This window comes from Pseudomonas oryzicola, from assembly GCF_014269185.2.
GTDB classification, from domain to species: domain Bacteria; phylum Pseudomonadota; class Gammaproteobacteria; order Pseudomonadales; family Pseudomonadaceae; genus Aquipseudomonas; species Aquipseudomonas oryzicola.
This window is the reverse complement of sequence record NZ_JABWRZ020000001.1, coordinates 1138849-1162442: the sequence shown is the minus strand read 5'-3', so window position 1 is coordinate 1162442 and position 23594 is coordinate 1138849. Positions and strand designations below refer to the sequence as shown.

The 23594-nt window shown below is 62.6% G+C and carries 25 protein-coding genes and 1 other RNA gene; 7 read left to right on the top strand and 19 right to left on the bottom strand.

Annotated features, from left to right (window positions below; genetic code table 11):
• The 9 genes from mraY to rsmI all read right to left on the bottom strand — a co-directional run bounded on the left by mraY (nucleotide 1) and on the right by rsmI (nucleotide 8971).
• Complete coding sequence (mraY, locus tag HU760_RS05280) at nucleotides 1–1083, bottom strand: phospho-N-acetylmuramoyl-pentapeptide-transferase (protein ID WP_015271711.1); 1083 nt, start codon at nucleotides 1081–1083, stop codon at nucleotides 1–3.
• The gene (locus HU760_RS05275) at nucleotides 1083–2450 is read right to left on the bottom strand and encodes a UDP-N-acetylmuramoyl-tripeptide--D-alanyl-D-alanine ligase (protein WP_186675146.1); all 1368 of its coding nucleotides are present in this window, start codon (nucleotides 2448–2450) and stop codon (nucleotides 1083–1085) included. Before HU760_RS05275 ends, mraY begins: the two co-directional genes overlap by 1 nt.
• Nucleotides 2443–3933: a UDP-N-acetylmuramoyl-L-alanyl-D-glutamate--2,6-diaminopimelate ligase gene (locus tag HU760_RS05270; RefSeq protein ID WP_437179776.1), complete on the bottom strand. Its 1491-nt coding sequence runs from the start codon at nucleotides 3931–3933 to the stop codon at nucleotides 2443–2445. Before HU760_RS05270 ends, HU760_RS05275 begins: the two co-directional genes overlap by 8 nt.
• Nucleotides 3930–5672 carry a peptidoglycan D,D-transpeptidase FtsI family protein gene (locus HU760_RS05265; protein WP_186675342.1) on the bottom strand — a complete coding sequence of 581 codons (1743 nt, stop codon included), beginning with the start codon at nucleotides 5670–5672 and terminating at the stop codon, nucleotides 3930–3932. Before HU760_RS05265 ends, HU760_RS05270 begins: the two co-directional genes overlap by 4 nt.
• Nucleotides 5672–5965: a cell division protein FtsL gene (ftsL, locus tag HU760_RS05260; protein ID WP_056801817.1), complete on the bottom strand. Its 294-nt coding sequence runs from the start codon at nucleotides 5963–5965 to the stop codon at nucleotides 5672–5674. The genes HU760_RS05265 and ftsL overlap by 1 nt, the downstream gene beginning before the upstream one ends.
• Nucleotides 5962–6909, bottom strand: coding sequence for a 16S rRNA (cytosine(1402)-N(4))-methyltransferase RsmH (gene rsmH, locus HU760_RS05255; RefSeq protein ID WP_437179775.1), 948 nt, complete (start codon nucleotides 6907–6909; stop codon nucleotides 5962–5964). The genes ftsL and rsmH overlap by 4 nt, the downstream gene beginning before the upstream one ends.
• Nucleotides 6906–7361 carry a division/cell wall cluster transcriptional repressor MraZ gene (gene mraZ, locus HU760_RS05250; RefSeq protein ID WP_029612140.1) on the bottom strand — a complete coding sequence of 152 codons (456 nt, stop codon included), beginning with the start codon at nucleotides 7359–7361 and terminating at the stop codon, nucleotides 6906–6908. Before mraZ ends, rsmH begins: the two co-directional genes overlap by 4 nt.
• A gap of 307 nt (nucleotides 7362–7668) precedes the next feature.
• An RNA gene (gene rnpB / locus HU760_RS05245) (RNase P RNA component class A) lies at nucleotides 7669–8028 on the bottom strand.
• Nucleotides 8029–8095: 67 nt separating this feature from the next.
• On the bottom strand, nucleotides 8096–8971 hold the full coding sequence (gene rsmI, locus HU760_RS05240) for a 16S rRNA (cytidine(1402)-2'-O)-methyltransferase (protein WP_186675148.1): 876 nt from the start codon (nucleotides 8969–8971) through the stop codon (nucleotides 8096–8098).
• Between the two features lie 186 nt (nucleotides 8972–9157).
• On the opposite strand from rsmI, the gene HU760_RS05235 reads away from it, so the two are divergent.
• The 5 genes from HU760_RS05235 to HU760_RS05215 all read left to right on the top strand — a co-directional run bounded on the left by HU760_RS05235 (nucleotide 9158) and on the right by HU760_RS05215 (nucleotide 12919).
• Nucleotides 9158–10975: a penicillin-binding protein activator gene (locus tag HU760_RS05235; protein ID WP_186675149.1), complete on the top strand. Its 1818-nt coding sequence runs from the start codon at nucleotides 9158–9160 to the stop codon at nucleotides 10973–10975.
• Nucleotides 10975–11346 carry a YraN family protein gene (locus HU760_RS05230; protein ID WP_186675150.1) on the top strand — a complete coding sequence of 124 codons (372 nt, stop codon included), beginning with the start codon at nucleotides 10975–10977 and terminating at the stop codon, nucleotides 11344–11346. The genes HU760_RS05235 and HU760_RS05230 overlap by 1 nt, the downstream gene beginning before the upstream one ends.
• Nucleotides 11347–11432: 86 nt before the next feature.
• A complete protein-coding gene (locus HU760_RS05225) occupies nucleotides 11433–12026 on the top strand; it encodes a phosphoheptose isomerase (protein WP_170032430.1) in 594 nt (197 codons plus the stop codon).
• The gene (locus tag HU760_RS05220; protein WP_186675151.1) at nucleotides 12023–12601 is read left to right on the top strand and encodes a BON domain-containing protein; all 579 of its coding nucleotides are present in this window, start codon (nucleotides 12023–12025) and stop codon (nucleotides 12599–12601) included. The genes HU760_RS05225 and HU760_RS05220 overlap by 4 nt, the downstream gene beginning before the upstream one ends.
• Nucleotides 12602–12700: 99 nt before the next feature.
• Entirely contained in the window at nucleotides 12701–12919 is a 219-nt protein-coding gene (locus tag HU760_RS05215; protein ID WP_170032434.1) for a YgdI/YgdR family lipoprotein, read from the top strand.
• 49 nt (nucleotides 12920–12968) lie between these two features.
• Here HU760_RS05215 and HU760_RS05210 read toward each other — a convergent pair whose 3' ends face one another.
• From HU760_RS05210 to rplM, 7 genes are all read right to left on the bottom strand, one after another.
• The gene (locus tag HU760_RS05210; RefSeq protein ID WP_186675152.1) at nucleotides 12969–13397 is read right to left on the bottom strand and encodes a ClpXP protease specificity-enhancing factor; all 429 of its coding nucleotides are present in this window, start codon (nucleotides 13395–13397) and stop codon (nucleotides 12969–12971) included.
• A gap of 10 nt (nucleotides 13398–13407) precedes the next feature.
• On the bottom strand, nucleotides 13408–14031 hold the full coding sequence (locus HU760_RS05205; RefSeq protein WP_186675153.1) for a glutathione S-transferase N-terminal domain-containing protein: 624 nt from the start codon (nucleotides 14029–14031) through the stop codon (nucleotides 13408–13410).
• Between the two features lie 117 nt (nucleotides 14032–14148).
• Nucleotides 14149–14928, bottom strand: a complete 780-nt coding sequence (locus HU760_RS05200) for a cytochrome c1 (RefSeq protein ID WP_186675154.1) — start codon at nucleotides 14926–14928, stop codon at nucleotides 14149–14151.
• Nucleotides 14928–16139 (bottom strand): cytochrome b, encoded by a 1212-nt coding sequence (locus HU760_RS05195; RefSeq protein ID WP_170032442.1) that lies wholly within the window; start codon nucleotides 16137–16139, stop codon nucleotides 14928–14930. The genes HU760_RS05200 and HU760_RS05195 overlap by 1 nt, the downstream gene beginning before the upstream one ends.
• On the bottom strand, nucleotides 16139–16732 hold the full coding sequence (petA, locus tag HU760_RS05190; protein ID WP_170032444.1) for a ubiquinol-cytochrome c reductase iron-sulfur subunit: 594 nt from the start codon (nucleotides 16730–16732) through the stop codon (nucleotides 16139–16141). Before petA ends, HU760_RS05195 begins: the two co-directional genes overlap by 1 nt.
• Before the next feature lie 263 nt (nucleotides 16733–16995).
• Complete coding sequence (gene rpsI, locus HU760_RS05185) at nucleotides 16996–17388, bottom strand: 30S ribosomal protein S9 (protein WP_003260797.1); 393 nt, start codon at nucleotides 17386–17388, stop codon at nucleotides 16996–16998.
• A 14-nt stretch (nucleotides 17389–17402) separates the two neighbouring features.
• Complete coding sequence (rplM, locus tag HU760_RS05180; protein WP_003260798.1) at nucleotides 17403–17831, bottom strand: 50S ribosomal protein L13; 429 nt, start codon at nucleotides 17829–17831, stop codon at nucleotides 17403–17405.
• 258 nt (nucleotides 17832–18089) lie between these two features.
• Between rplM and HU760_RS05175 the strand changes: the two genes are divergently transcribed.
• Both HU760_RS05175 and HU760_RS05170 read left to right on the top strand, forming a co-directional pair.
• The gene (locus HU760_RS05175) at nucleotides 18090–19130 is read left to right on the top strand and encodes an NADP(H)-dependent aldo-keto reductase (RefSeq protein ID WP_186675155.1); all 1041 of its coding nucleotides are present in this window, start codon (nucleotides 18090–18092) and stop codon (nucleotides 19128–19130) included.
• 213 nt (nucleotides 19131–19343) lie between these two features.
• The gene (locus HU760_RS05170) at nucleotides 19344–20264 is read left to right on the top strand and encodes a GlxA family transcriptional regulator (protein WP_186675346.1); all 921 of its coding nucleotides are present in this window, start codon (nucleotides 19344–19346) and stop codon (nucleotides 20262–20264) included.
• Nucleotides 20265–20297: 33 nt separating this feature from the next.
• Here HU760_RS05170 and zapE read toward each other — a convergent pair whose 3' ends face one another.
• From zapE to HU760_RS05155, 3 genes are all read right to left on the bottom strand, one after another.
• Complete coding sequence (zapE, locus tag HU760_RS05165; protein WP_186675156.1) at nucleotides 20298–21392, bottom strand: cell division protein ZapE; 1095 nt, start codon at nucleotides 21390–21392, stop codon at nucleotides 20298–20300.
• An 84-nt stretch (nucleotides 21393–21476) separates the two neighbouring features.
• Nucleotides 21477–22826 carry a tryptophan--tRNA ligase gene (locus tag HU760_RS05160; protein WP_186675157.1) on the bottom strand — a complete coding sequence of 450 codons (1350 nt, stop codon included), beginning with the start codon at nucleotides 22824–22826 and terminating at the stop codon, nucleotides 21477–21479.
• A gap of 25 nt (nucleotides 22827–22851) precedes the next feature.
• Entirely contained in the window at nucleotides 22852–23487 is a 636-nt protein-coding gene (locus tag HU760_RS05155; RefSeq protein ID WP_186675158.1) for an alpha/beta hydrolase, read from the bottom strand.
• Nucleotides 23488–23594: the final 107 nt, after the last annotated feature.

The following is a 23594-nucleotide window of genomic DNA, read 5'->3' as shown; positions in this document are numbered from 1 at the left end:
CTACCTCAGTTTCAGGGTTGCCAGGCCGATCAGCACCAGGATCACGGTGATGATCCAGAAGCGGACGATCACCCGTGGCTCTGGCCAGCCCTTGAGTTCAAAGTGGTGGTGGATCGGGGCCATGCGGAACACGCGTTTGCCGGTCAACTTGAAGGAGGCGACCTGGATCACCACCGACAGGGTTTCCATGACGAACACGCCACCCATGATGAACAGCACGATTTCCTGACGGACGATCACCGCGATGGTGCCCAGCGCAGCGCCCAGCGCCAGTGCGCCGACGTCGCCCATGAATACCTGCGCCGGGTAGGTGTTGAACCACAGGAAGCCCAGGCCGGCGCCGATCAGTGCGCCGCAGAACACGATGAGTTCGCCGGAACCCGGCACGTAGGGGATCAGCAGGTATTCGGCGAACTTCACGTTACCCGACAGGTAGCAGAAGATGCCCAGGGCGCCGCCGACCATCACCGTCGGCATGATCGCCAGGCCGTCGAGGCCATCGGTGAGGTTGACCGCGTTGCTCGAGCCGACGATGACGAAGTAGGTCAGCACGACGAAACCGATGCCCAGCGGGATGGTGACATCCTTGATGAACGGCAGGATCAGCGTGGTCTCGACGCTGGTCGGCGCGGTCTTGTACAGGAACACGGCTGCGGCCAGGCCAAACACCGACTGCCAGAAGTACTTCCAGCGGCTCGGCAGGCCACGCGAGTTCTTCTCGATGACCTTGCGGTAGTCGTCGACCCAGCCGATGGCACCGAATGCCAGGGTGACGATGAGCACTACCCACACATAACGGTTGGTCAGGTCGGCCCACAGCAGCGTGCTGACGGCAATGGCGGACAGGATCAGCGCGCCGCCCATGGTCGGGGTACCGGACTTGGACAGGTGCGATTGCGGACCGTCGTTACGTACGGCCTGGCCGATCTGGCGGATTTGCAGGGTACGGATCATCCACGGCCCCAGCCACAGCGCCAGCGACAACGCGGTCAGTACCCCGAGGATCCCGCGCAGGGACAGGTACTGGAAGACCGCGAAGCCTTTGTGGAACTGTTGCAGATACTCGGCCAACAGCAGCAGCATTAATGTTTCTCCCCGCTGGCACCGCACAAAGCCGCCACGACGTTTTCCATCGCAGCGCTGCGCGAGCCCTTGATCAAGATAGTGGTGTCGCTGGCGTTTTCGGCGCGAACCGCGTCGATCAGCTCAGCTTGTGTAGCGAAATGGCGACCATTGGCACCGAATGCCTGTACCGCATGCACCATGTTGGCGCCCACGGCATACAGGGCGTCGACCTTGCCACATGCGTAGGCGCCCACCTGACGGTGACCTTCTTCCGCCCATTGCCCCAGTTCGCCGATATCCCCAAGCACCAAGACGGTGCGCCCGGAAAAGCCGGCGAGTATATCAATGGCCGCGCACATGGAGGTGGGATTTGCGTTGTAACTGTCGTCGATCACGCGCACGCCATTCGGCGCGAGCTGCGCCACGGTGCGGCCCTTGACCGGCTGCACCGCGGCCAGCCCGGCGGCGATGCCGTCCAGGCTCAGACCGACGGCATGGGCGGCAGCGGCGGCGGCCAGGGCGTTGCTGACGTTATGGGTACCCAACAGGTTCAGCTGTACCGGCACGCTGCCGCCTGGCCCGTGCAAGGTGAACGAAGGGCAGCCACGGGCATCACGACCGATGTCGCTGGCGTGGAAGTCGGCCTGCGGGTTGTCCAGGGCAAAGCTGACAATGTGGTGATTACCGGCGCGCTTGCGCCAGGTCTCGAACGCCTTGTCGGCCAGGTTGAGGACGGCCGTGCCACCTTCGCCCAGGCCTTCGAGGATTTCGCCCTTGGCCTCGACGATCTTCTCCGGGCCACCGAACTCACCGACGTGGGCGGTACCGGCGTTGTTGATGATGACCACCTGCGGTCGGGTCAGGCCGACGGTATAGCGGATCTCGCCAATGCGCGAGGCGCCCAGTTCGATCACTGCGGCGCTGTGCTCAGGTGCGATTTCCAGCAAGGTCAGCGGCGCGCCGAGGTCGTTGTTCAGATTGCCGCGTGTGGCATGCACCAGGCCACGGGTACGCAGGATGCTGGCCAGCATCTCCTTGACCGTGGTCTTGCCACTGGAGCCGGTAATGGCCACCACCGGCTTGTCGAAAGCTGCGCGATTCAGTGCGCCAAGCTGGCCGAGGGCCAGGCGGCAGTCGGCCACCCGCAGCTGGGGCAGGTCGACATCGGCCACTTCGCGCTCGACCAGCGCCGCGACAGCGCCCTTGGCCTTCACATCGGCCAAGTAGTCGTGGCCATCGAAGCGCGGGCCGGCCAGGGCGACGAACAGTTGCCCGGCGCCAACACTGCGGCTGTCGATGCTGACGCCGGTGAAAGAGGCGTCGGCACCGACTTGTTGACCACCCAGCGCTTTGGTCAGCTGGCTGAGTGACATCGGCTTAAGCATGTGGAGCCTCCCAGGCTGCAAGTGCCTTTTCGGCCTCGGTCAAATCGGAGAAGTCATGGCGCTGGCCATTGATCTCCTGGTAATCCTCGTGCCCCTTGCCGGCCAGCACGATCACATCGTCGGCAGCGGCAGTGGCGATCAGGTGTGCGATGGCTTCGCCACGACCGGCAACGAACTCAACCTCGGCAGGCTTGGCGAAACCCGGGCGGATGTCGTCAAAGATGCGCAGCGGGTCTTCAGTACGCGGGTTGTCGTCGGTGACCAGCACGCGGTCGGCCAGGCGCTCGGCCACTTCGGCCATCAGCGGGCGCTTGCCGCGGTCTCGGTCGCCGCCGCAGCCGAACAGGCACAGCAGCTTGCCGTGCGCATGCGGGCGCAGGGCTTCGAGCACTTTCTCCAGGGCGTCCGGTGTGTGTGCGTAATCCACCACCACCAGCGGCTTGTCGCCGCCGCCCAGGCGTTGCATGCGGCCCACCGGCCCCTTCAGTTGCGGGGTGACCTCGAGAATCTCGTCCAGCGCATAGTCCAACGCCAGCAAGGTGGCCACGGCGGCGAGCATGTTGCTGAGGTTGAAGCGGCCCAGCAGCTGGCTGCGCAACTTACGCTCACCCTGGGCAGTGACCAGGGTGGCCTGCACGCCATCATCGTTGAACACCGCTTCGCGGCAGAACAGTGAGGCGTCCGGGTTTTCCAGGCTGTAGCTGAGCAGCCGGGTCTCGACATGGTCGAAGCTAGGGCGGCGGGTGAAGTCGTCGGCCAGTCGACGGCCGAAGGCATCGTCCAGGTTGACCACCTGGCAGCGCAGGCTCGGCCAGGCGAACAACTTGGCCTTGGCGGCCTCGTAGGCCTCCATGCTGCCGTGATAGTCCAGGTGATCGCGGGACAGGTTGGTCATGACCGCGATGTCGAATTCCAGCGCGGCGACCCGGCCTTGCTCCAGGGCGTGGGAGGAAACCTCCATGGCAACGGCTTTGGCGCCACCTTTCTTGAGGTCATTGAGGGTCGACTGTACGGCGATCGGGTCGGGCGTGGTCAGGCGGCCACTCTGCAGCTCACCAAAGAAGCCGGTACCCAGGGTGCCAATCAAGCCGCAACGCTGGCCTAGCAAGTCCAGCGCCTGGGCCACCAGTTGGGTGACGCTGGTCTTGCCGTTGGTACCGGTCACGCCCACCAGGTTCAGCTGGCGGCTTGGTTCGCCATAGAAGCGACCTGCGATATCCGAAAGCTGGGCAATCAGGCCCTTGACCGGGATGAGCGGCACATCGGTGATTGGCAGGACGCTCGCGCCCTGCTCTTCATAGGCTACGGCGGCAGCGCCATGCGCCAGGGCATCGGCGATATGCTCGCGGCCATCGACCTTGGCGCCCGGGACAGCGAGGAACAGATCGCCCGGGCGCACATTGCGGCTGTCCAGCGTCAGTTCACGGATCAACGGGTCACGGCTGGCGTGGGCGAAAAGCTTGCTCAATGGCATTGTCATCATCCACGCCCTCCCTTGGCGGCTGCTGCGGCATTGACTTGCGATTGTTCGACGGGGGCTGGTGGCGGCAGGTTGTCCGGCGGCACGTTCATCAGGCGCAGGGTGCCGGACATGACCTTGCTGAACACCGGTGCCGAAACCAGTCCACCGAAGTAGCCGCCCTTGCCCGGTTCGTCGATCACCACGACGATGGCGTAGCGCGGGTCGCTCATCGGCCCGAAGCCAGCGAACAGCGAGCGGTAGGCGTTCTCGGTGTAGCCCTTGGAGCCCACGGTGGCCTTGCGCGCGGTACCGGACTTGCCGGCCACGTGGTAGAACGGCACCTGGGCGCGGAATACGCCACGCGGCGCTTCAATCACCTGCTGCAGCATGCCCTGGATGGTTTCGGCAGTTTCCTTCGGAATGGCCTGCACCGCCTCCGGCGCCTTGTCGACCTTGAGGATCGACAGCGGCACCATCTTGCCGTCGTTGGCCAGCGCCGCGTAGGCATGCACCAGCTGCAAGGCGGTTACCGACACGCCATAGCCATAGGACAGGGTCGCGGTCTCGGCCTTGCGCCACTCGCGGTGGTTGGGCAGGTTACCCACGCGTTCGCCAGGGAAACCAAGGCCGGTGTACTGGCCCAGGCCGACCTGGGACATGACCCGGTAGATTGCCTCGCCGCCGATGTCGAAGGCGATCTTGCTCATGCCGACGTTACTGGAGTTGATCAGGATGCCGGTCAGGTCGAGGATCGGCCCCTCGCTCTTGGACACGTCCTTGATGGTGTAGCGGCCGATCTGCAGGCTGCCCGGGTACACTTCGACCTTGTCGGTCGGCTTCCAGCGCCCACTCTCCAGCGCCGCGCTCATGGAAATCGGCTTGACCGTGGAGCCCGGCTCGAACACGTCGATGATCGCCCGGTTACGCATGGCAGCGGGGAACATGCTGCGGCGGTTGTTGGGGTTGTAGGTCGGCTGGTTGACCATGGCCAGCACCTCACCGGTCTTGACGTCCATGATCACCAGGCTGCCGGCCTTGGCGTCCTGTTCGGCAATGGCGTTGCGCAATTCGCGGGTGGCCAGGTACTGCAGGCGCAGGTCTATCGACAACGCCAAGGTCTTGCCGGCCTTGGCGTTCTTGGTGACCTGGATGTCCTTGATCAGCCGGCCGCGCCGGTCCTTGATCACTTGCCGCTTGCCGGGCACGCCGGCCAGCCACTCGTCATAGGCCAGTTCGACCCCTTCACGGCCATGGTCATCGAGGTCGGTGAAGCCGACCATGTGGGCGGTGACATCACCGGCCGGATAGAAGCGGCGGAATTCTTCCAGGCCATACACACCCGGTACTTTCAGGTCGAGCACGTGCTGGCCCTGCTCCGGGGTCAGGCCACGAACCAGGTAGATGAATTCTTTGCTCGCCTGCTGGGTCAGACGCTCGGTCAGCTGCTGCGGGTTCTGCCCCAGCGCTGCGGCCAACTGCGGCCAGCGGTCCTTGGAGGCCTGCATTTCCTTGGGGTTGGCCCACAGGGTAGTGACTGGCGTACTGACCGCCAGCGGTTCGCCGTTACGATCGGTGATCAGCCCGCGGTGTGCCGGGATAGGGATATGACGCAGGCTGCGTGCATCGCCCTGCCCCTTGAGGAAGTCACGGTCGACCACTTGCAGGTCGATGATGCGCCAGCAGATGGCACCCACCATGATCGCCAGCAAGGCGATCACCACGCGGAAGCGCCATGGGTACAGTGCGCCTTCGAGCTTCATCATGGCGCCACCATCCGTACTTCGTCTGCGGAGGGCACGCGCATTTTCAGCTGCTCGGAAGCCAGGCTTTCGATACGGCTGGCAGCCGTCCAGGTGCTTTGCTCGAGGATCAGTCGGCCCCACTCGGCCTGGGCCTTGTCACGCTCGTTCAGTTCGCCATACAGAGTGTTGAGCAACTGGCGGTTCCAGTGCGCGCTGTAGGACACGGCGATCGCCGAAACCAGCACGGCAACGAACAGCAGAAGCATCAGGAAGCTCCCGCCTGGCAAAGGTTTGGCAAACAACCTGCTCACCGCAGCTTCTCCGCGACCCGCATCACGGCGCTGCGCGCCCGCGGGTTGGCCTTGAGCTCGGCATCGGAGGCGAACTGGGCCTTGCCGATGAGCTTGATTTTCGGCTCGAAGACCTTGTGCTGCACCGGCAGGTTGCGCGGCAGGTTGTCCGCCTCCCCCTTGGCCAGCTTGCGCATGAACAGTTTGACGATACGGTCTTCCAGCGAGTGGAAACTGATCACCGCCAGGCGGCCGCCCACTTCCAGCGCGTCGATCGCGGCCTCCAGGCCCGCCTCGAGGTCACCGAGTTCGTTATTGACGTGAATGCGCAAGCCCTGGAAGGCGCGGGTCGCAGGGTTCTTGCCCTTCTCCCAGGCCGGATTGGCCACCTTCAGCACTTCGGCAAGGTCGCCGGTACGGGTGAACGGCTGCTGTTCGCGGCGCAGCACCACGGCGCGGGCCATGCGCTTGGCGAAACGCTCTTCGCCGTATTCCTTGAATACCCGGGCGATTTCTTCTTCAGGCGCGGTGGCGATGAACTCGGCGGCGCTGATGCCCTGGTCCGGGTTCATGCGCATGTCCAGCGGCCCATCATTGAGGAAGCTGAAGCCCCGCTCAGGGTCATCCAGCTGCGGCGAGGACACGCCCAGGTCCAGCAACACACCGCTGACCTTGCCATGCAGGCCACGCTCGGCCACTTCCGCGCCCAGCTCGGCAAAACTGCGCTGCACAATGACAAAGCGGCCGTCTTCGGCCGCCAGCGCTTGCCCGGTGGCAATCGCTTGTGGATCCTTGTCGAACCCCAGCAGCCGCCCTTGCGGCCCGAGCTTGCTGAGAATCAGCCGGCTGTGCCCGCCACGGCCGAAGGTACCGTCCAGATAGCAACCGTCGGCGCGCAGGGCCAATGCCTCGACAGCTTCGTCGAGCAGGACGGTAATGTGGTTGAAGCCGCTATCTATGGTCACAGGATCAGGTCACGCAATTCGTCGGGCATGGCGCCCGGTTGTTGAATAGCTGCAAGATCGGCTGCCGAAACCGCGTTCCAGGCATCTTCATCCCACAGCTGGAATTTGTTCAGTTGCCCCACCAGCATCGCCTTCTTGTCCAGCCTGGCGTACTCACGCAAACGGGGCGGCACCAGGAAGCGCCCACTGCCATCGAGCTCCAGGTCAACCGCATTACCGATCAGCAAGCGCTGCAGGCGGCGGTTTTCCTCACGCAACGATGGCAAGGCACGCAACTTGGCTTCTATCTGTTCCCACTCATCGAGGGGATAAACACACAAGCAGGGGTCAACGGCGTCGATGGTCACGATCAGCTGACCATTGCAACGCGAATCGAGCTCGTCACGGTACCGGCTCGGCATGGCGAGACGACCCTTGGCATCGAGGCTGACGGCGTTGGCTCCGCGGAACACGGCTGCGATTCCCCACAATGTTATCTTTTTTGTGCCAGAAAACCCACTTCATCCCACTTTCTGCCACTTGCGCACACTATAGGAATCCGCCCGCAGCACCGTCAAGGCACGTTCGGAAGGAAAAGCCTTACAGGACCGAGATTTAGCGCATTAAAGGAAGGGGGAAGGACTGCCGAGGAGAAAAAAACACAAGAAAAATCAAACCCACAGAGGCTGATGGAGTTGGAAGTTAAAGTGATTTATGAAGAGTAAGATCTTTTCGGTATTACCAAGGAGCATCTGCTATCGAATCAAGCAGGGAAGGAAGGTGGAGAGTCGATCTGTAAGCCGGGTTTTGTCGAGGACAGTCATTCCTCTACGACGGCCATCGCTGGACGCCTCTAGCAACCTACCCGGTTCCGACGCGGGCCACGCCTGATGGAACCCTATTTGGTCTTGCTCCGAGTGGGGTTTACCTAGCCACGCACTGTTGCCAGCCGTGCGGTGCGCTCTTACCGCACCTTTTCACCCTTACCGGCACCGAAGTGCTTAGGCGGTTATTTTCTGTGGCACTTTCCGTAGGCTCGCGCCTCCCAGGCGTTACCTGGCACTCTGCCCTGTGGAGCCCGGACTTTCCTCCCCCTGTCCTTGCGGAACAAAAACAGGCAGCGACTGTCCGATCGACTCTCCGCCGTCAAGATTAACGGCACGCGCGCCCAAGAACAAGCAATACCGGCAGATATATCAATACGCCACTACTCGGCCTTCTGCTTTTCCAGGGCAAATTGATACAGCAGGTTCTTGCGCACCCCGGTGATTTCCGCAGCCAGCGCCGCAGCCCGCTTGAGCGGCAACTCGGCCAGCAGCAGCCCGAGTACCCGCTGCGCCTCGGCACTGATCACCTGCTCGCCTTCCGGCGCACTCCAGCCACCGACCAGCACCACGCACTCACCGCGCTGCTGGTTGCTGTCACCGGCCACGAACGCCCGTAGCTCAGCCAGGGGCAAGCCCTTGAGCGTCTCGAAGGTCTTGGTCAGCTCGCGCGCCAACAACGCCGGGCGTTCGCCACCAAATACCGCCTCCATGTCCTCCAGGCATTCCAGGATACGGTGCGGGGCCTCATAGAAGATCAACGTGCGCGGCTCTTCCTTTACCTGCTCCAGACGCGCCCGCCGCGCCGCCGCCTTGGCCGGCAGGAAGCCTTCGAAGATGAAGCGATCCGACGGCAGGCCGGCCGCCGACAAGGCGGCGATCAGGGCACAGGCACCCGGCACCGGTACCACGTTGACCCCCGCCGCGCGCGCCTGGCGTACCAGGTGATAGCCCGGATCGGAGATCAGCGGCGTACCCGCATCGGAAACCAGCGCCACGTTCTCGCCGGCCAGCAGCTTGGCAAGGAAACGCCCGCCCTCGTCGCGCTCGTTGTGTTCATGACAGGCCGCCAACGGCGTGTCGATGCCAAAGTGCTGCAGCAGGCGGATCGAATGACGGGTATCTTCGGCCGCGATCAGAGCTACGTCTGCCAGCACTTTCAGCGCCCGGGCACTCATGTCGTCGAGGTTGCCGATGGGGGTGGCGACCACATACAGCGTCCCCACGGTGGATTTCGAAGCCCCTGCCACATCAGTCACTGCATACACCTGTCGTCCGGATCAAAGCCGCCATTGTAGCCCGAGTGCCCGCAACAGGGCGCAAAGAACTTCGCCGGCGACCAGTGGCAGGCCGCCTATAGTGAAGGATCGACACGGCAACATCGCGCCCCGGCCAGCGCTTGGGTACAATTGCCGGCCACCTTGATCGAGTAACAGGACCTTTACATGATCGCTTGCCTGCGGCTGTTCACAGCCCTCTGCCTGGCTGCCCTGCTGGCAGCCTGCGCCAGCTCGCCCTCATCCAGCCTGGGCGAACTGCCACGCACCCCGGACGCCAGCATCGAGCAACTGCTCGAAAAGGCCGCATCCAGCAAGTCTGCAGAAGACGCAGCCCTGCTGCGCCTGAGCGCGGCCGACCTGGCCTACAAGCAGAAGGACTTCCCGCGCGCCGCACGCATTCTCGAGCAGGTGCCGCTGGACCCACTCAAACCGGCCCAGCAGGTGTTCGCCAGCACCCTCGGCGCCGAGCTGGCCATGAGCCGCAACCAGCCCAAGGCAGCCCTGACCGCCCTGGCCCACCCCAGCCTGCAGCGCGTCGGCGAGCTACCGGAAGAACAGCAAGTGCGCACCTACAGTGTGTACGCTGCCGCCCTCGAAGCCGATGGCCAGGCCCTGGCCGCTGCGCAGCAGCGCGTGCTGCTGGCCCCGCTGCTCAGCGGCGCGGCCGCCAGCGCCAACCACGACGCCATCTGGGCCCTGGTCGCCTCGCTGCCGGCAGAGCAACTGCAGCAGCCAGTCAACGACCAGACCCTGGCTGGCTGGACCAGCCTGGCCTTCGCCGTGAAAAGCGCCGGCACCCTGGAGCAACAACAGGCTGCTATCGACGCCTGGGTCAAGCAGCACCCGGGCCACCCTGCGGCACAGCAACTGCCGCTGGCGCTGACCAAGCTCAAGGAGCTGGCCAGCCAGCCGCTGACCAAGATCGCCCTGCTGCTGCCTCAGGACGGCCCGCTGGCCGGCGTCGCCCGCGCCCTGCGCGACGGCTTCATGGCCGCGCACTTCCAGGCCCAGCAGGCCGGCCAGCCGGCACCGGCGGTGCAGGTGTTCGACAGCTCGCGCATCGGCTCGCTCGACGACTTCTACCGCCAGGCCCAGGCCGCTGGCGTGCAGCTGGTTATCGGCCCGCTGGAAAAACCGTTGGTGAAGCAACTGGCGAGCAAACCGCAACTGCCCATCACCACCCTGGCACTGAACTACGCCGACGCCGGGCAAAAGGCGCCGCCGCAACTGTTCCAGTTCGGCCTCGCTGCCGAAGACGAAGCCCGCGAAGTGGCGCGCCGCGCCCGCGCCGATGGCATGATGCGCGCCGTGGCCCTGGTACCGAGTGGCGAGTGGGGTGACCGCGTGCTGGCCGCCTTCCGCCAGGAGTGGGAAGGCAACGGTGGCACCCTGCTCGCCGCCGAGCGCATCGCCCAGCCGGTCGCCCTGGCCCAGCAGATTGCCGACCTGTTCCAGCTGCGCCAGAGCGAAGGCCGCGCCAAGAGCCTGCAGAGCACGGTTGGCGGCAGCATTGCTGCACAACCGTCGCGCCGCCAGGACATCGACTTCATCTTCCTCGCCTCGACCCCGCAACAGGCGCAGCAGATCAAGCCGACGCTGAACTTCCAGTACGCCGGTGACGTGCCGGTCTACGCCACCTCGAACCTGTACAGCGCCAGCGGTGACATCAATCAGTACAACGACATGAACGGCATCCGCTTCTGCGAAACGCCGTGGCTGCTCGACACCAGCAACAGCCTGCGCCAGCAGGTGGTGCAGCAATGGCCGCAAGCTGCCGGCAGCCTGGGCCGTCTGTATGCCATGGGCGTCGATGCCTATAGCCTGGCACCGCGCCTGGGCCAGCTGAAAGCGCTGCCGGACAACCGGGTAATGGGCCTTTCGGGCAGTCTGAGCATGAACGCCAGCCAGCGTGTCGAGCGCCAGCTGCCCTGGGCCGAGTTTGCCGGCGGCCAGGTCAAGCGCCTGCCTGACACCCCTCGCTGATGGTCGCAGCGTCGCCCACCAGCGCCGGCCAGGCGGCAGAAACCCAGGCCCTTGCGTACCTTCAAGGGCAGGGCCTGCAGCTGCTGGCGCGCAACTGGCGATGCAAAGGCGGCGAGCTTGATCTGGTCATGCTCGACGCCGATACAGTAGTATTCGTCGAAGTCCGCTATCGGTTGCACGCGGGCTTCGGTGGCGCCCTTGGCAGTATCGACGGGCGCAAGCAGAAACGGCTGGTGCTCGCCGCCAGCCTGTTCCTGCAGCAGGAGGCCCACTGGGGCAACCACCCCTGCCGCTTCGACGTAGTCGCCCTGCAGGGCAGCCACCACGCAGGCAGGCCCTTGCAATGGCTGAAAAACGCCTTCGAATGCTGAACCCACTTCGATTTTTTTGCTCTATGTTTCGCGGGCTGGTCCTTGTTGCGCGTCGCGCCGGCCACCGCCCTACTTAAGGTCACCAGATGGACATGCAATCCCGAATTCGCCGGCTGTTCCAGGCCAGCATCGATACCAAGCAACAGGCAATGGACATCCTGGCACCGCACATCGAGCAGGCCAGCCTGGTCATGGTCAACGCGCTGCTCAACGAGGGCAAGATGCTCGCTTGCGGGAACGGCGGCTCGGCCGGTGATGCCCAGCACTTTTCCTCGGAGCTGCTCAACCGCTTCGAGCGCGAGCGCCCGAGCCTGCCGGCCATCGCGCTGACCACCGATAGCTCGACCCTGACCTCCATCGCCAACGACTACAGCTATAACGAGGTCTTTTCCAAGCAGATCCGCGCCCTGGGCCAGCCCGGCGACGTTCTGCTGGCAATCTCCACCAGCGGCAACTCGGCCAACGTGATCCAGGCGATCCAGGCCGCACATGACCGCGAAATGATTGTCGTAGCATTGACTGGCCGCGACGGCGGCGGCATGGCTTCACTGCTGCTGCCCGAAGACGTGGAAATCCGCGTACCTTCGATGGTTACCGCGCGTATCCAGGAAGTCCACCTGCTGGCGATCCACTGCCTGTGCGACCTGATCGACAGCCAACTGTTCGGGAGTGAAGAATGACCCCTATGCGCCTCGGCCTGATGGCCCTGACCCTGTGCCTGAGCATCACCGGTTGCAGCTCGGTACTGACCTCTACCCGCAATTCGCCGATCGAAGACGATCGCGGCACGCGCACCATCGGCAGCAAGATCGACGATTCGCTGATCGAAACCAAGGCCTCAGTCAACATCGCCAAGGCCAGCCCTGACCTGGACAAAGGCTCGCACATCGTGGTCAGCAGCTACAACGGTATCGTGCTGCTGGCCGGCCAGACCCCACGCGCCGACCTCAAGAACCTCGCCGAGCAAACCGCCAGCCAGGTGCAGCGCGTCAAGAAAGTGCACAACGAGCTGCAGGTCATGCAGCCCTCCTCCATCCTGGCACGCAACAATGACGCCTGGCTGACCACCAAGATCAAGGCCCAGATGCTGACCGACAATGCCGTGCCCAGCTCGCGCATCAAGGTCATTACCGAAAACGGTATCGTCTACCTGCTCGGCCTGGTAACCCAGCAGGAAGCCAACTCGGCTACCGCCGTGGTGCAGGGCGTGTCGGGCGTACAGAAGATCGTCAAGCTGTTCGAGTACATCGACTGATTCATTGCCCGCCACGGCCCTGTTCACCGGCAACCGGCGACAGGGCCCTGGCAGGCAACAACAATGCTCCACCCCTTTCGGATATCCAGGAAACACCGCATGAAAAAGCTTCTGCTGCCTGCCTTGCTGATCGGCACCTTCGCCACCCTGGCCGGCTGCTCAACCCCTAGCCAGATCACCCTCAACGACGGCCGTGAAATCCAGACGGTCGACGTACCGGAGTACGACGCCGATACCGGCTTCTACGAGTTCCAGCAACTCGATGGCAAGCGCACCCGCATCAACAAGGATCAGGTCCGCACCATCAGCGACCTGTAATCCGATACTGGCGGCAAAAAAAGGCGACCTGATCAGGTCGCCTTTTTCATTACTTGACCACTTTGAGGCTTGGCCGGCCACTCGGGCGCGGCGGCTGCCCGCCACCCTCCGGTGGGCCGTCATCATCTGGCTGTACATCGTCCTCGTCGTCGATCACGTCATCCTGCGACGGCTCCAGCTCGAAGACCATACCCTGGCCATTCTCCCGGGCATAAATACCCAGGATGGCACCAGACGGCACGAACAACGAGTGGGCCACGCCACCGAAGCGACCTTCGAAGCTGACGGCGTCATTGTCCATGTGCAGATTACGCACGGCGTTTGGCGAGATATTCAAGACAATCTGGCCATCACTGGCGAAACCATCCGGCACCTGAACCTTTGGGTATTCGGCGTTGACCAGCATATGGGGGGTGCAATCGTTGTCGACGATCCACTCGTACAGTGCTCGAACCAGATAGGGGCGACTGGAGTTCATCAACGGCTCCTTAAAGCTTGCGCATTTCACGTTCTACGGACGACAGGCTCGCCTGGAAAGGCTCGCGGGCGAACTGCCGCTCCATGTAATCCAGCAGCGGCTTGGCTTGCCGCGGCAACTCGATACCCAATACCGGCAAACGCCAGAGTATGGGCAGTAGACAACAATCGACCAGGCTTTGCTCCTCGCTCATGAAGCAGGCGAACTCGCCGAACAACGGCGAGACCCCGGTCAGGCTTTCGCGCAGGGCCTTGCGCGCCTCGGTCCGGGCCGCCTCGCTGCTGCGCGAATCGAGCACGGTATCGGCCAGGGCGCACCAGTCGCGCTGGATGCGGTGCATCAGCAAACGGCTGTTGCCGCGCGCCACCGGATATACCGGCATCAGCGGCGGATGCGGATAACGCTCCTCGAGGTATTCCATTACCACGGTGGATTCATACAACGCCAGGTCACGATCGACCAGGGTCGGCACGCTCCCGTAAGGGTTCACCTCTGCCAGCTTGGGCGGCAGGCGGCCGGGGTCGACATCGATGACCTGCACACTGATACCCTTCTCGGCCAGCACGAGGCGTACCCGGTGAGAATAGTGATCAGCGGGGTCGGAATAGCAGGCTAACCTGTTGGTTGCGCCCATGTAGCGCCTCCTCGCACGGGATGCTTGTGAAACTGTAAATGAAAACGCGCCCGTGGAGGCCAGGCAGATCTGCCTGGCCTCCACGGGCGCGTTCAACAACCAGAAACTACTGCGTGATCAGTGCACGTCCTTCCAGTATTCACGCTTGAGCAAATAGGCGAATACGAAGAAGAAAGCCAGGTACAGCAACACGTAGGTACCGATGCGCTGGCTTTCCAGTTTGACCGGGTTGGCCGAATAGGCCAGGAAGGTCACCAGGTTCTTGACCTTCTCGTCGAACTGCTCGGTCGTCAGGGTACCGGAATTCGACGTAATGGTCAGCTGGTCGCAGGCTTCATGGGTGATCGGGCTGCCGGTCAGCGGATCGAACTGCTTCTTGCCATCAGTCACGGTCTGCACCTGTTTGCAGCCGATCACCTGGTTACCCTGCAGGCCGACCAGCACGTTAGGCATGCCCACGTTCGGGAACACTTTGTTGTTCACCCCGTACGGCCGCGATGGGTCTTCATAGAAGCTGCGCAGGTAGGTGTACAGCCAGTCGGTGCCGCGCACGCGGGCTACCAGGGTGAGGTCGGGCGGTGCGGCACCGAACCAGGTCTTGGCGTCACTGGGCTTCATGCCGATCTGCATGTGGTCACCGATCTTGGCACCAGTGAACACCAGCTTTTCCAGCATCAGTTCGTGAGGGATGCCCAGGTCATCGGCCACCCGCTCGTAACGCTGGAACTTGGCACTGTGGCAACCCATGCAATAGTTGGCAAAGGTACGCGCACCATCCTGCATGGCGGCCTTGTCGCTCAGGTCGATGTCGACCTTGTCCAGCTCCAGGCCCGTTTCAGCGGCGAAGGAGAAGGCAGGCATCACTGCCAGCAAAAATACTGCAATCAACTTTTTCATCAGCCAGTCACCCTTTCCGGAACCGGTTTGGTCTTCTCGAGCCTTGTATAGAACGGCATCAGCAGGAAGTAGGCGAAGTACAACACCGTGCACACCTGCGACAGCAAGGTACGCCCAGGTGTCGGCGCCAGTACGCCCAGCACGCCGAGGATGACGAAGGCAATGCAGAACACCAGCAGGAAGAGCTTGCTGATCCAGCCCTTGTAGCGCATGGAGCGCACCGGGCTGCGGTCGAGCCAGGGCAGTACGAACAACACCGCAATGGCCGCACCCATGGCGATCACGCCCATCAGCTTGTCAGGCACTGCACGCAAGATCGCGTAGAACGGCGTGAAGTACCAAACAGGCGCGATGTGCTCAGGGGTCTTGAAGGCGTTGGCCTGCTCGAAGTTCGGTTTTTCCAGGAAGTAACCGCCCATTTCCGGGAAGAAGAACACCACGGCGCAGAACACGAAGAGGAACACCACCACGCCGACAATATCCTTGACGGTGTAGTAAGGGTGGAACGGTATACCGTCCAGCGGGATGCCGTTTTCGTCCTTTTTCTTCTTGATGTCGACGCCGTCAGGGTTGTTCGAACCCACTTCGTGCAAGGCAAGAATGTGCAACACCACCAGGCCGAGGATCACGATCGGCAGGGCAACGACGTGCAGGGCGAAGAAGCGGTTAAGGGTAATACCCGAGATCAGGTAGTCACCGCGAATCCACTGGGTGAGGTCGCCCCCGATCACCGGGATGGCACCGAACAGCGAGATGATCACCTGGGCCCCCCAGTAGGACATCTGGCCCCACGGCAGCAAGTAGCCCATGAACGCTTCGGCCATCAACGCCAGGTAGATCAGCATGCCGAACAACCATACCAGCTCGCGCGGCTTCTGATAGGAGCCGTAGAGCAGGCCGCGGAACATGTGCAGGTAGACCACGATGAAGAACGCCGACGCACCGGTAGAGTGCAGGTAGCGCAGGATCCAGCCATATTCCACGTCGCGCATGATGTACTCGACCGAGGCGAACGCCTCTTCCGCCGAGGGGGTGAAGCTCATGGTCAACCACACACCGGTGACGATCTGGTTGACCAGCACCAGCAACGCGAGGGAGCCGAAGAAGTACAGGAAGTTGAAGTTCTTGGGTGCGTAATACTTGCTCAGGTGGTCTTCCCACATCTTGGTGGCGGGGAAGCGAGCATCAATCCAGTCCATGAACTTGCTCATCATGCGTTCTCCTGGTCAACGCCGATGACGACGATCTCGTCCGACTCGTAAGAGTGCGGTGGCACGGGCAAATTGAGAGGTGCCGGCTGCGACTTGTAGACACGACCAGCCAGGTCATAGTGGGAGCCGTGGCATGGGCAGAAATAGCCACCAACCCATTTCGGGCCGAGGTCGGCGGGTGCGACTTCCGGGCGGAAGGTGGGTGAGCAGCCGAGGTGCGTGCACAGCCCGACGAGGATGAGGATTTCCGGCTTGATCGAACGAACCTGCGGGTCAACGTAGGTTGGCTGTACCGAAGCCTTGGACTCAGGGTCGGCCAAATCACCAGCGACTTTCTTCAGGTTGCCAAGGATTTCGTCCGTTCGCCGCACGATGAACACAGGCTGGCCCCGCCACTCGGCCACCATCTGCTGCCCGGCCTCGACCTTGGCGATATTGACCTTCACCGGTGCACCTGCGGCTTTCGCCTTGGCACTGGGAAACCATGACCCCACGAACGGTACCGCAGCCCCCACTGCCCCCGCCGCCCCGACTACGGATGTCGCGGCTACGAGGAAGCGGCGCCGGCCTGCGTTGACGCCGTCATTGCTCATTCAGTCCTCTCCCATCAGCTTGCTTGGCCTGTTGAACCAGACCTGTACTTAGGTTGTGTCAGTGGCACTAAAAATTGGCCGCCATGGTAAGAAACAAATCCACACACTGACAAGGTGATTACCCCGGCCAAGGACGCCTACCCACGCTTTGCTTGATCTGCGTCTATGCGACAAGTGGTCACTGACATGCTGACAGGTTAGTTCAAGACATAAAAAAAGCCCGGTTCCAAGGAACCGGGCTTTTTTCGACTGCCGAAGCGGTATTAACGCTTGGAGTACTGAGGACGCTTACGCGCTTTACGCAGACCCACTTTCTTACGCTCGACTTCACGAGCGTCGCGGGTGACGTAGCCAGCACGACGCAGAGCGCCACGCAGGGTTTCGTCGTATTCCATCAGAGCGCGGGTGATACCGTGACGGATCGCACCGGCCTGACCGCTGACACCACCACCGGAAACGGTGACGTAGATGTCGAACTTCTCGACGGTTTCGGTCAGCTCGAGCGGCTGACGAACAACCATGCGAGCGGTTTCACGACCGAAGAACACGTCCAGAGAACGGTTGTTGATGGAAATGTTACCAGTACCCGGACGCAGGAATACGCGAGCGGTTGCGGTCTTGCGACGGCCAGTGCCGTAGTTTTGAGTCGCCGACATAATGAACTATCCCGTTAGATCTTCAGTTCTTGAGGCTGCTGAGCAGTGTGTGGGTGAGCAGCACCCGCGTACACTTTCAGCTTGCGGTACATGTCGCGACCCAGCGGGTTCTTCGGCAGCATGCCTTTGACCGCAGTTTCGATAACACGCTCAGGGGCCTTGGCGATCAACTTCTCGAAGTTGATTTCCTTGATACCGCCCGGGAAACCGGAGTGGGAGTAGTACATCTTGTCGGAAGACTTGGCACCAGTCACACGAACCTGCTCGGCGTTGATAACGACGATGTAGTCGCCGGTGTCAACGTGAGGGGTGTATTCTGGCTTGTGTTTGCCACGCAGACGGCTAGCGATTTCGGTAGCCAGACGACCCAGGGTCTGGCCAGCGGCGTCGACTACGAACCACTCGCGCTTTACTGTTTCCGGTTTAGCAGTAAAAGTTTTCATTCTCTAAAGCCTCAGAGGCCGCCCAGCGAAAAATAGACGGCGAATCTTACTGGATAGTGCACAGCTTGCCAAGGGCAAGCGCGCAGCCGAACACTGACGCTTTTGGGGGCTCGGGTCAGGCACGCCAATGTTCGACGGGGTTCTTCCTGCGTGGTGGTGCATCACTTCCGCCACACGGAGAGGGGCCGAATTATCCAGATTGCGAGAAATTTTTCAACCTGCTTTGATGGTCTTTCATTGCCAAGGAGTGTCTACCCGATGGAATACCGCCAGCTCGGCCGTACCGACCTCAACGTCAGCGCCCTGTGCCTGGGCACCATGACCTGGGGCGAACAGAACGACCAGGCCGAGGCCTTCGCGCAGATTGCCCGGGCCAAGGCCGCCGGGGTCAACTTCATCGACACCGCCGAGATGTACCCGGTGCCGCCCCGCCCCGAGACCTACGCCAGCACCGAGCGCATCATCGGCAACTGGTTCCGCGCCAGGGGTGATCGTGATGACTGGGTGCTGGCCAGCAAGGTCGCAGGCCCGGGCAACGGCATCAGCCATATTCGCGATGGCCAGCTCAAGCACAACCGCCAGCACATCGTCGCCGCGCTGGACGAGAGCCTCAAGCGCCTGCAGACCGACCGCATCGACCTGTACCAGTTGCACTGGCCGGAGCGCAGCACCAACTTCTTCGGCAAGCTGGGCTACCAGCACCTGCCACAGGATCACTTCACCCCGCTGGAAGAAACCCTCGAAGTGCTCGACGAGCAGGTGCGTGCCGGCAAGATCCGCCACGTCGGCCTGTCCAACGAAACGCCGTGGGGCACCATGAAGTTCCTGCAGCTGGCGGAAAGCCGTGGCTGGCCGCGGGCAGTGTCGATCCAGAACCCTTACAACCTGCTCAACCGCAGCTTCGAGGTAGGCCTGGCGGAAGTGGCCATCCGCGAGCAGTGCGGCCTGCTAGCCTACTCGCCGCTGGCCTTCGGCATGCTCTCGGGCAAATACGAGAACGGCGCGCGGCCAGCCAATGCGCGCCTGACCCTGTTCAGCCGCTTTGCACGCTACTCCAACCCGCAGACCGTGGCCGCCTGCAGCCGTTATGTGCAGCTGGCCCGCGAGCACGGCCTGGACCCGGCGCAGATGGCCCTGGCATTCGTCACCCGGCAACCATTCGTGACCAGCAACATCATTGGCGCGACCAGCCTGGCGCAACTGGACAGCAACCTGGCCAGCCTGGAGCTGAAGCTGAGCAATGAGCTGCTGGCGGCGATCGAGGCGATTCACCAGGAGCAGCCGAACCCTGCGCCTTGAGCGTAATCCTGTACCGCCCTCTTCGCGGGCTCACCCGCGAAGAAACCGGTGCGGTGTGGCAGGCTAGACAGCATCGTCAAAAAATAAGACGATCCAGCCGGTGATTGACCACTCTACCCTATAAGAACAATGACAATGATGTTTACCCAACCCTCCGCGTCGCTGCGGCGCGTCAGCATCCTGGCCATTGACAAGGTGTTCGCTTCGACCCTGATGCAGGCCAAGGACTTCTTCCACCTCGCCAGCCTGCGCTACGGCAAGCAGCTTGGCCTGGGCCTGCAGCCCATGTTCGAGATTCGCCTGGTGAGCCCGGACGGCCAGCCCGTGGACAGCTTCAGCAATGTGCAACTGCCGGTCGACGGTGGCCTGGACGATGCCGATGTGATCATCCTTCCGGCCTTCTGGGATGACTTCGACAACCTGCTGCAGCGTTATCCACAGGTGCTGCCATGGCTGCGCGAGCAGCATGCACGTGGTGCGGTGCTGTGCGCCGAGGCCAGCGGTGTGTTCTGGCTGGCCGAGTCCGGCCTGCTCGACGGTAAGGAGGCAACCACCTACTGGCGCTTCTTCGCCAGCTTTGCCGAGCGCTTCCCGAAGATCCGGCTGAACCAGGACAAGCACCTGACCGACGCCGACAATTTGTATTGCGCCGGCGGTACCACCTCGGCCTGCGACCTGTACATCTACCTGATCGAACGCTTCTGTGGCGCCAGCGTGGCCCGCGCCGTGTCGCGTGACATCCTCTACGAAGTGCAGCGCAACTACACCCCGGGGCGCATGGGCTTTGGCGGCCAGAAGCTGCATCAGGACCTGATCATCCTGCAGATCCAGCACTGGCTGGAGGAACACTTCGCCGACAAGTTCCGCTTCGAGGACGTGGCCCGCAACCACGGCATGAGCATCCGCAACTTCATGCGCCGCTTCCAGGGAGCGACCGGCGACAAGCCGCTGCATTACCTGCAACGGCTGCGGATCGAGACGGCGAAGGGCTTGCTGTCGAGTACGCGCAAGAGCATCAAGACCATCAGCTATGAGGTCGGCTATGACGATGCCAGTTTCTTTGCGCGGCTGTTCCGCCAGCACACGGAGTTGTCGCCGAACCAGTATCGGCAGCAGTTCATGCAGGAGGCTTGAGGGCCAGGGGGCCGCTTTGCGGCCCCTGGAATCTTACGGCTTGTGCGCGCGCGCCAGGAATTCGTGCGACTGCATCTCCAGCAACCGGCTCAACGTGCGCTGGAACTCGAAGGCCAGGCGCCCGCCGGTATACAGGTCCTTCAACTCTACTTCGGCCGAGATGATCAGCTTGACGTTGCGGTCGTAGAACTCGTCCACCATGTTGATGAAGCGGCGGGCGATGTCGTCGGTAGTGACGCCCATCTGCTCCACGTTGCTCAGCAGCACGGCATGGAAGATCTTGCCCAGCTCGATGTAGTCGTTCTGGCTACGCGGGCCGTCGCACAAGGCGCGGAAGTCGAACCAGGCCACGTCGTCACAGGTCAGCAGGGCCTGGATCGGGCGATTCTCGATCATCAGCACGTCGTTCTCGACCGCCTGGGTGCACTCAGGGGTCAAGGCCTTGAAGCTGGCGCGCAGGCTCTGGTGCGCCGCCTCATCGAGCGGGTAGTGGTACAGTTCGGCCTGCTCCAGATGACGCAGGCGATAGTCGACCCCGCTGTCGACGTTCACCACGTCGGTGTATTGCTTGATCATGGCGATGGCCGGCAGGAAGCGCGCGCGCTGCAGGCCATCCTTGTACAGGCCGTCCGGCACGATGTTGGAGGTCGCCACCAGCGATACGCCGTTCTTGAACAGCTCTTCCATCAAGGTGCCGAGGATCATCGCGTCGGTAATGTCCGAGACGAAGAACTCGTCGAAGCAGATTACCTTGGCTTCTTCGCTGAAGCGTTTGGCAATGATGGTCAGCGGGTTCTTCTCGCCCTTGAGGGTTTTCATTTCCTCGTGCACACGCTTCATGAAGCGGTGGAAGTGCGTACGCATCTTCTGCTTGAACGGCAGCGCCTCGAAGAAGGTATCGACCAGGTAGGTCTTGCCGCGCCCCACCCCACCCCAGAAGTACAGGCCCTTGACCGGGGTCTGCTCCTTCCTGCCGAACAGCTTGCCGAACACGCCCGGCTTGTTGTTCTGCGCGTGCACCAGGTCGTCGTACAGGCGCTGCAGGTGACGCACCGCAGTTTCCTGCGCCGCATCATGAAAGAAGTCGGGACGTTTCAGATCTGCTTGATATCGTTCTAGGGGCGTCATGATTCGTTAGCGGGGCAACAAAAAACGGGCCGTCACTGTAGCGACAGGCCCGCTTAATGGCAATCAGACTTGCGTCAATATGCCTCAGTCCTGTGGTGGCTGAAGCGCTACACGCAGGCTTTCGATAGCCGCATCACGCGCCTCGGCGTTGTCGAACTGCGGCCCGTCGGCGACCTGTTCGCCGTTCAGCCACAGACCGAAGCCCAGGCCCTCTACGCGCACATCTGCCTCGCCACCCTGCTGCAATTGCTTGCTCACCGCGCCGGCGCTCTTGCCGTCGGCGAAGCTGCGCGACAGCAGCAGTTGCTCACCGTCGGCGCCCAGCAGGCGGAAGCGGAAGCTGCCGTCTTCATCGCGGAAGCTGACGAACCGCGCACTCTTGGCGGCCTTTTTCTTCACTTCGGTGCTGGCTTGCACATTGGCGCGGAACGAACGCAGGCCAACGGCCTCGCGCAGTTGCTCGAGGAACGGCGTGGCGATCTTGCGCGCCTTGGCGGCACCGGCGAGCAGAATGTCTTCCAGGTCTGCCGGGCGGGCAATCAGCTGGTGGTAGTACTCGCGCTTCTCCGCCAACTGGCCGTCCAGCAGCTGGAACAGGCGCTGCTTGGCCTCACCCCAGCCCAGGCCCTGCAGCAGTTCCTCGCGGAACTCGGCGCATTGCGCCGGCGTCGAGAAGGCCTGGTACAGGGTGAACAGGTGGGCGTTGTCGGGATCTTTCGCTTCGCCGGGTGCGCGCGAGTCGGTGACGATGCGCGAAATGGCGTCCTTCATTTCCTTGGCGCTGGTGAACAGCGGGATGGTGTTGTCGTAGCTCTTGGACATCTTGCGCCCGTCCAGGCCCGGCAGGGTCGCCACGCTCTCCTCGATCACCGCTTCCGGCAGGGCGAAGAAGTCCTTGCCCTGGCCGAACAGGTGGTTGAAGCGCTGGCCGATGTCGCGGGCCATTTCCACGTGCTGGATCTGGTCACGCCCGACCGGCACCTTGTTGGCGTTGAACATCAGGATGTCGGCAGCCATCAGCACCGGGTAGCTGTACAGGCCCATGGTCACGCCGGCATCCGGGTCTTCGCCGTTTTCCAGGTTCTTGTCCACCGACGCCTTGTAGGCGTGCGCGCGGTTGAGCAGGCCTTTGGCGCTGACACAGGTCAGCAGCCAGGTCAGTTCGGGGATTTCCGGGATGTCGGACTGGCGGTAGAAGGTCACCTTGTCCGGGTCGAGACCACCGGCCAGCCAGGTGGCGGCGATTTCCAGGCGCGAACGCTGGATACGCAGCGGGTCGTCGCACTTGATCAGCGCGTGGTAGTCAGCCAGGAAGTAGAACGAGTCGACACCGGGCTGCTGGCTGGCAAGGATGGCCGGGCGGATGGCGCCGGCATAGTTGCCCAGGTGCGGAGTGCCGGTGGTGGTGATACCGGTAAGAATGCGCGTGGTCATGGGTGTTCGCTTATTCAGGCTTGGCTCAGTTCGAAAGGCGCGGCAGCAGCAGATCCTTCAGATCGGTCAGCTTGCCATGGAAGAAGTGTCCGCATTCTGCCACTTTCAGCAGCTCATGGGGGCGCGACAGGCTGTCGGACCATTCGTAAACCAGCTGCGGCGCGACGACTTCGTCGGCGTCAGGCTGCACCACGGTGATCGGGCACTGCTGCGGCAGCGGAAATTCCGGCGTCAGACGCATCACGGCCGGAGCGATCATGAACAGCTGCTGCAGCGTTACCCCGGCGGCTTCCAGACGGCCGGCCAGGCTGATGGCGACGAAGCCTCCGAACGAGAAGCCCATCAGCACCAGTGGCAGGCCCGGGTGCTTTTCACGCAGCCAGGCCGCAGCGGCCTCGGCATCGGCCACCTCGCCAGCGCCCATGTCATGGCTGCCAGCGCTCTGGCCGACGCCCCGATAGTTGAAACGCAAGGTCACATAGCCGGCATCACGGGCGCTGCGTTGCAGGGTCGAGACCACCTTGTTGAGCATGGTGCCGCCCTGGACCGGGTTGGGGTGGCAGATCAGCACCGCGCCACGGGCATCGGCCACATCCAGATACAAGGCTTCCAGCTGGCCGCTGGGGCCATCGATGAACAAAGGGGTTTCGCGGACAAGCAAGGCACTACTCCGTGACCTCGGAAGGGGTCGATTCGTCTAGGTGAGGAATTCTGTTCTGATTTGCGATCGCTCGCGGTATACAGCGCAGGTCTGAGCCGTTAACGTAA

What these genes read in the sequence shown, in the direction of transcription:
- HU760_RS05210 (WP_186675152.1), bottom strand. Translation starts at nt 13,397, where the DNA reads ATGAACTCCAGTCGCCCCTATCTGGTTCGAGCACTGTACGAGTGGATC.
- mraY (WP_015271711.1), bottom strand. Translation starts at nt 1,083, where the DNA reads ATGCTGCTGCTGTTGGCCGAGTATCTGCAACAGTTCCACAAAGGCTTC.
- HU760_RS05230 (WP_186675150.1), top strand. Translation starts at nt 10,975, where the DNA reads ATGGTCGCAGCGTCGCCCACCAGCGCCGGCCAGGCGGCAGAAACCCAG.
- HU760_RS05225 (WP_170032430.1), top strand. Translation starts at nt 11,433, where the DNA reads ATGGACATGCAATCCCGAATTCGCCGGCTGTTCCAGGCCAGCATCGAT.
- HU760_RS05265 (WP_186675342.1), bottom strand. Translation starts at nt 5,672, where the DNA reads ATGAAGCTCGAAGGCGCACTGTACCCATGGCGCTTCCGCGTGGTGATC.
- rpsI (WP_003260797.1), bottom strand. Translation starts at nt 17,388, where the DNA reads ATGTCGGCGACTCAAAACTACGGCACTGGCCGTCGCAAGACCGCAACC.
- petA (WP_170032444.1), bottom strand. Translation starts at nt 16,732, where the DNA reads ATGAGCAATGACGGCGTCAACGCAGGCCGGCGCCGCTTCCTCGTAGCC.
- HU760_RS05235 (WP_186675149.1), top strand. Translation starts at nt 9,158, where the DNA reads ATGATCGCTTGCCTGCGGCTGTTCACAGCCCTCTGCCTGGCTGCCCTG.
- HU760_RS05160 (WP_186675157.1), bottom strand. Translation starts at nt 22,826, where the DNA reads ATGACCACGCGCATTCTTACCGGTATCACCACCACCGGCACTCCGCAC.
- HU760_RS05195 (WP_170032442.1), bottom strand. Translation starts at nt 16,139, where the DNA reads ATGAGCAAGTTCATGGACTGGATTGATGCTCGCTTCCCCGCCACCAAG.
- HU760_RS05275 (WP_186675146.1), bottom strand. Translation starts at nt 2,450, where the DNA reads ATGCTTAAGCCGATGTCACTCAGCCAGCTGACCAAAGCGCTGGGTGGT.
- HU760_RS05215 (WP_170032434.1), top strand. Translation starts at nt 12,701, where the DNA reads ATGAAAAAGCTTCTGCTGCCTGCCTTGCTGATCGGCACCTTCGCCACC.
- HU760_RS05270 (WP_437179776.1), bottom strand. Translation starts at nt 3,933, where the DNA reads ATGATGACAATGCCATTGAGCAAGCTTTTCGCCCACGCCAGCCGTGAC.
- HU760_RS05220 (WP_186675151.1), top strand. Translation starts at nt 12,023, where the DNA reads ATGACCCCTATGCGCCTCGGCCTGATGGCCCTGACCCTGTGCCTGAGC.
- rplM (WP_003260798.1), bottom strand. Translation starts at nt 17,831, where the DNA reads ATGAAAACTTTTACTGCTAAACCGGAAACAGTAAAGCGCGAGTGGTTC.
- HU760_RS05205 (WP_186675153.1), bottom strand. Translation starts at nt 14,031, where the DNA reads ATGGGCGCAACCAACAGGTTAGCCTGCTATTCCGACCCCGCTGATCAC.
- HU760_RS05175 (WP_186675155.1), top strand. Translation starts at nt 18,090, where the DNA reads ATGGAATACCGCCAGCTCGGCCGTACCGACCTCAACGTCAGCGCCCTG.
- HU760_RS05200 (WP_186675154.1), bottom strand. Translation starts at nt 14,928, where the DNA reads ATGAAAAAGTTGATTGCAGTATTTTTGCTGGCAGTGATGCCTGCCTTC.
- HU760_RS05170 (WP_186675346.1), top strand. Translation starts at nt 19,344, where the DNA reads ATGCAGGCCAAGGACTTCTTCCACCTCGCCAGCCTGCGCTACGGCAAG.
- zapE (WP_186675156.1), bottom strand. Translation starts at nt 21,392, where the DNA reads ATGACGCCCCTAGAACGATATCAAGCAGATCTGAAACGTCCCGACTTC.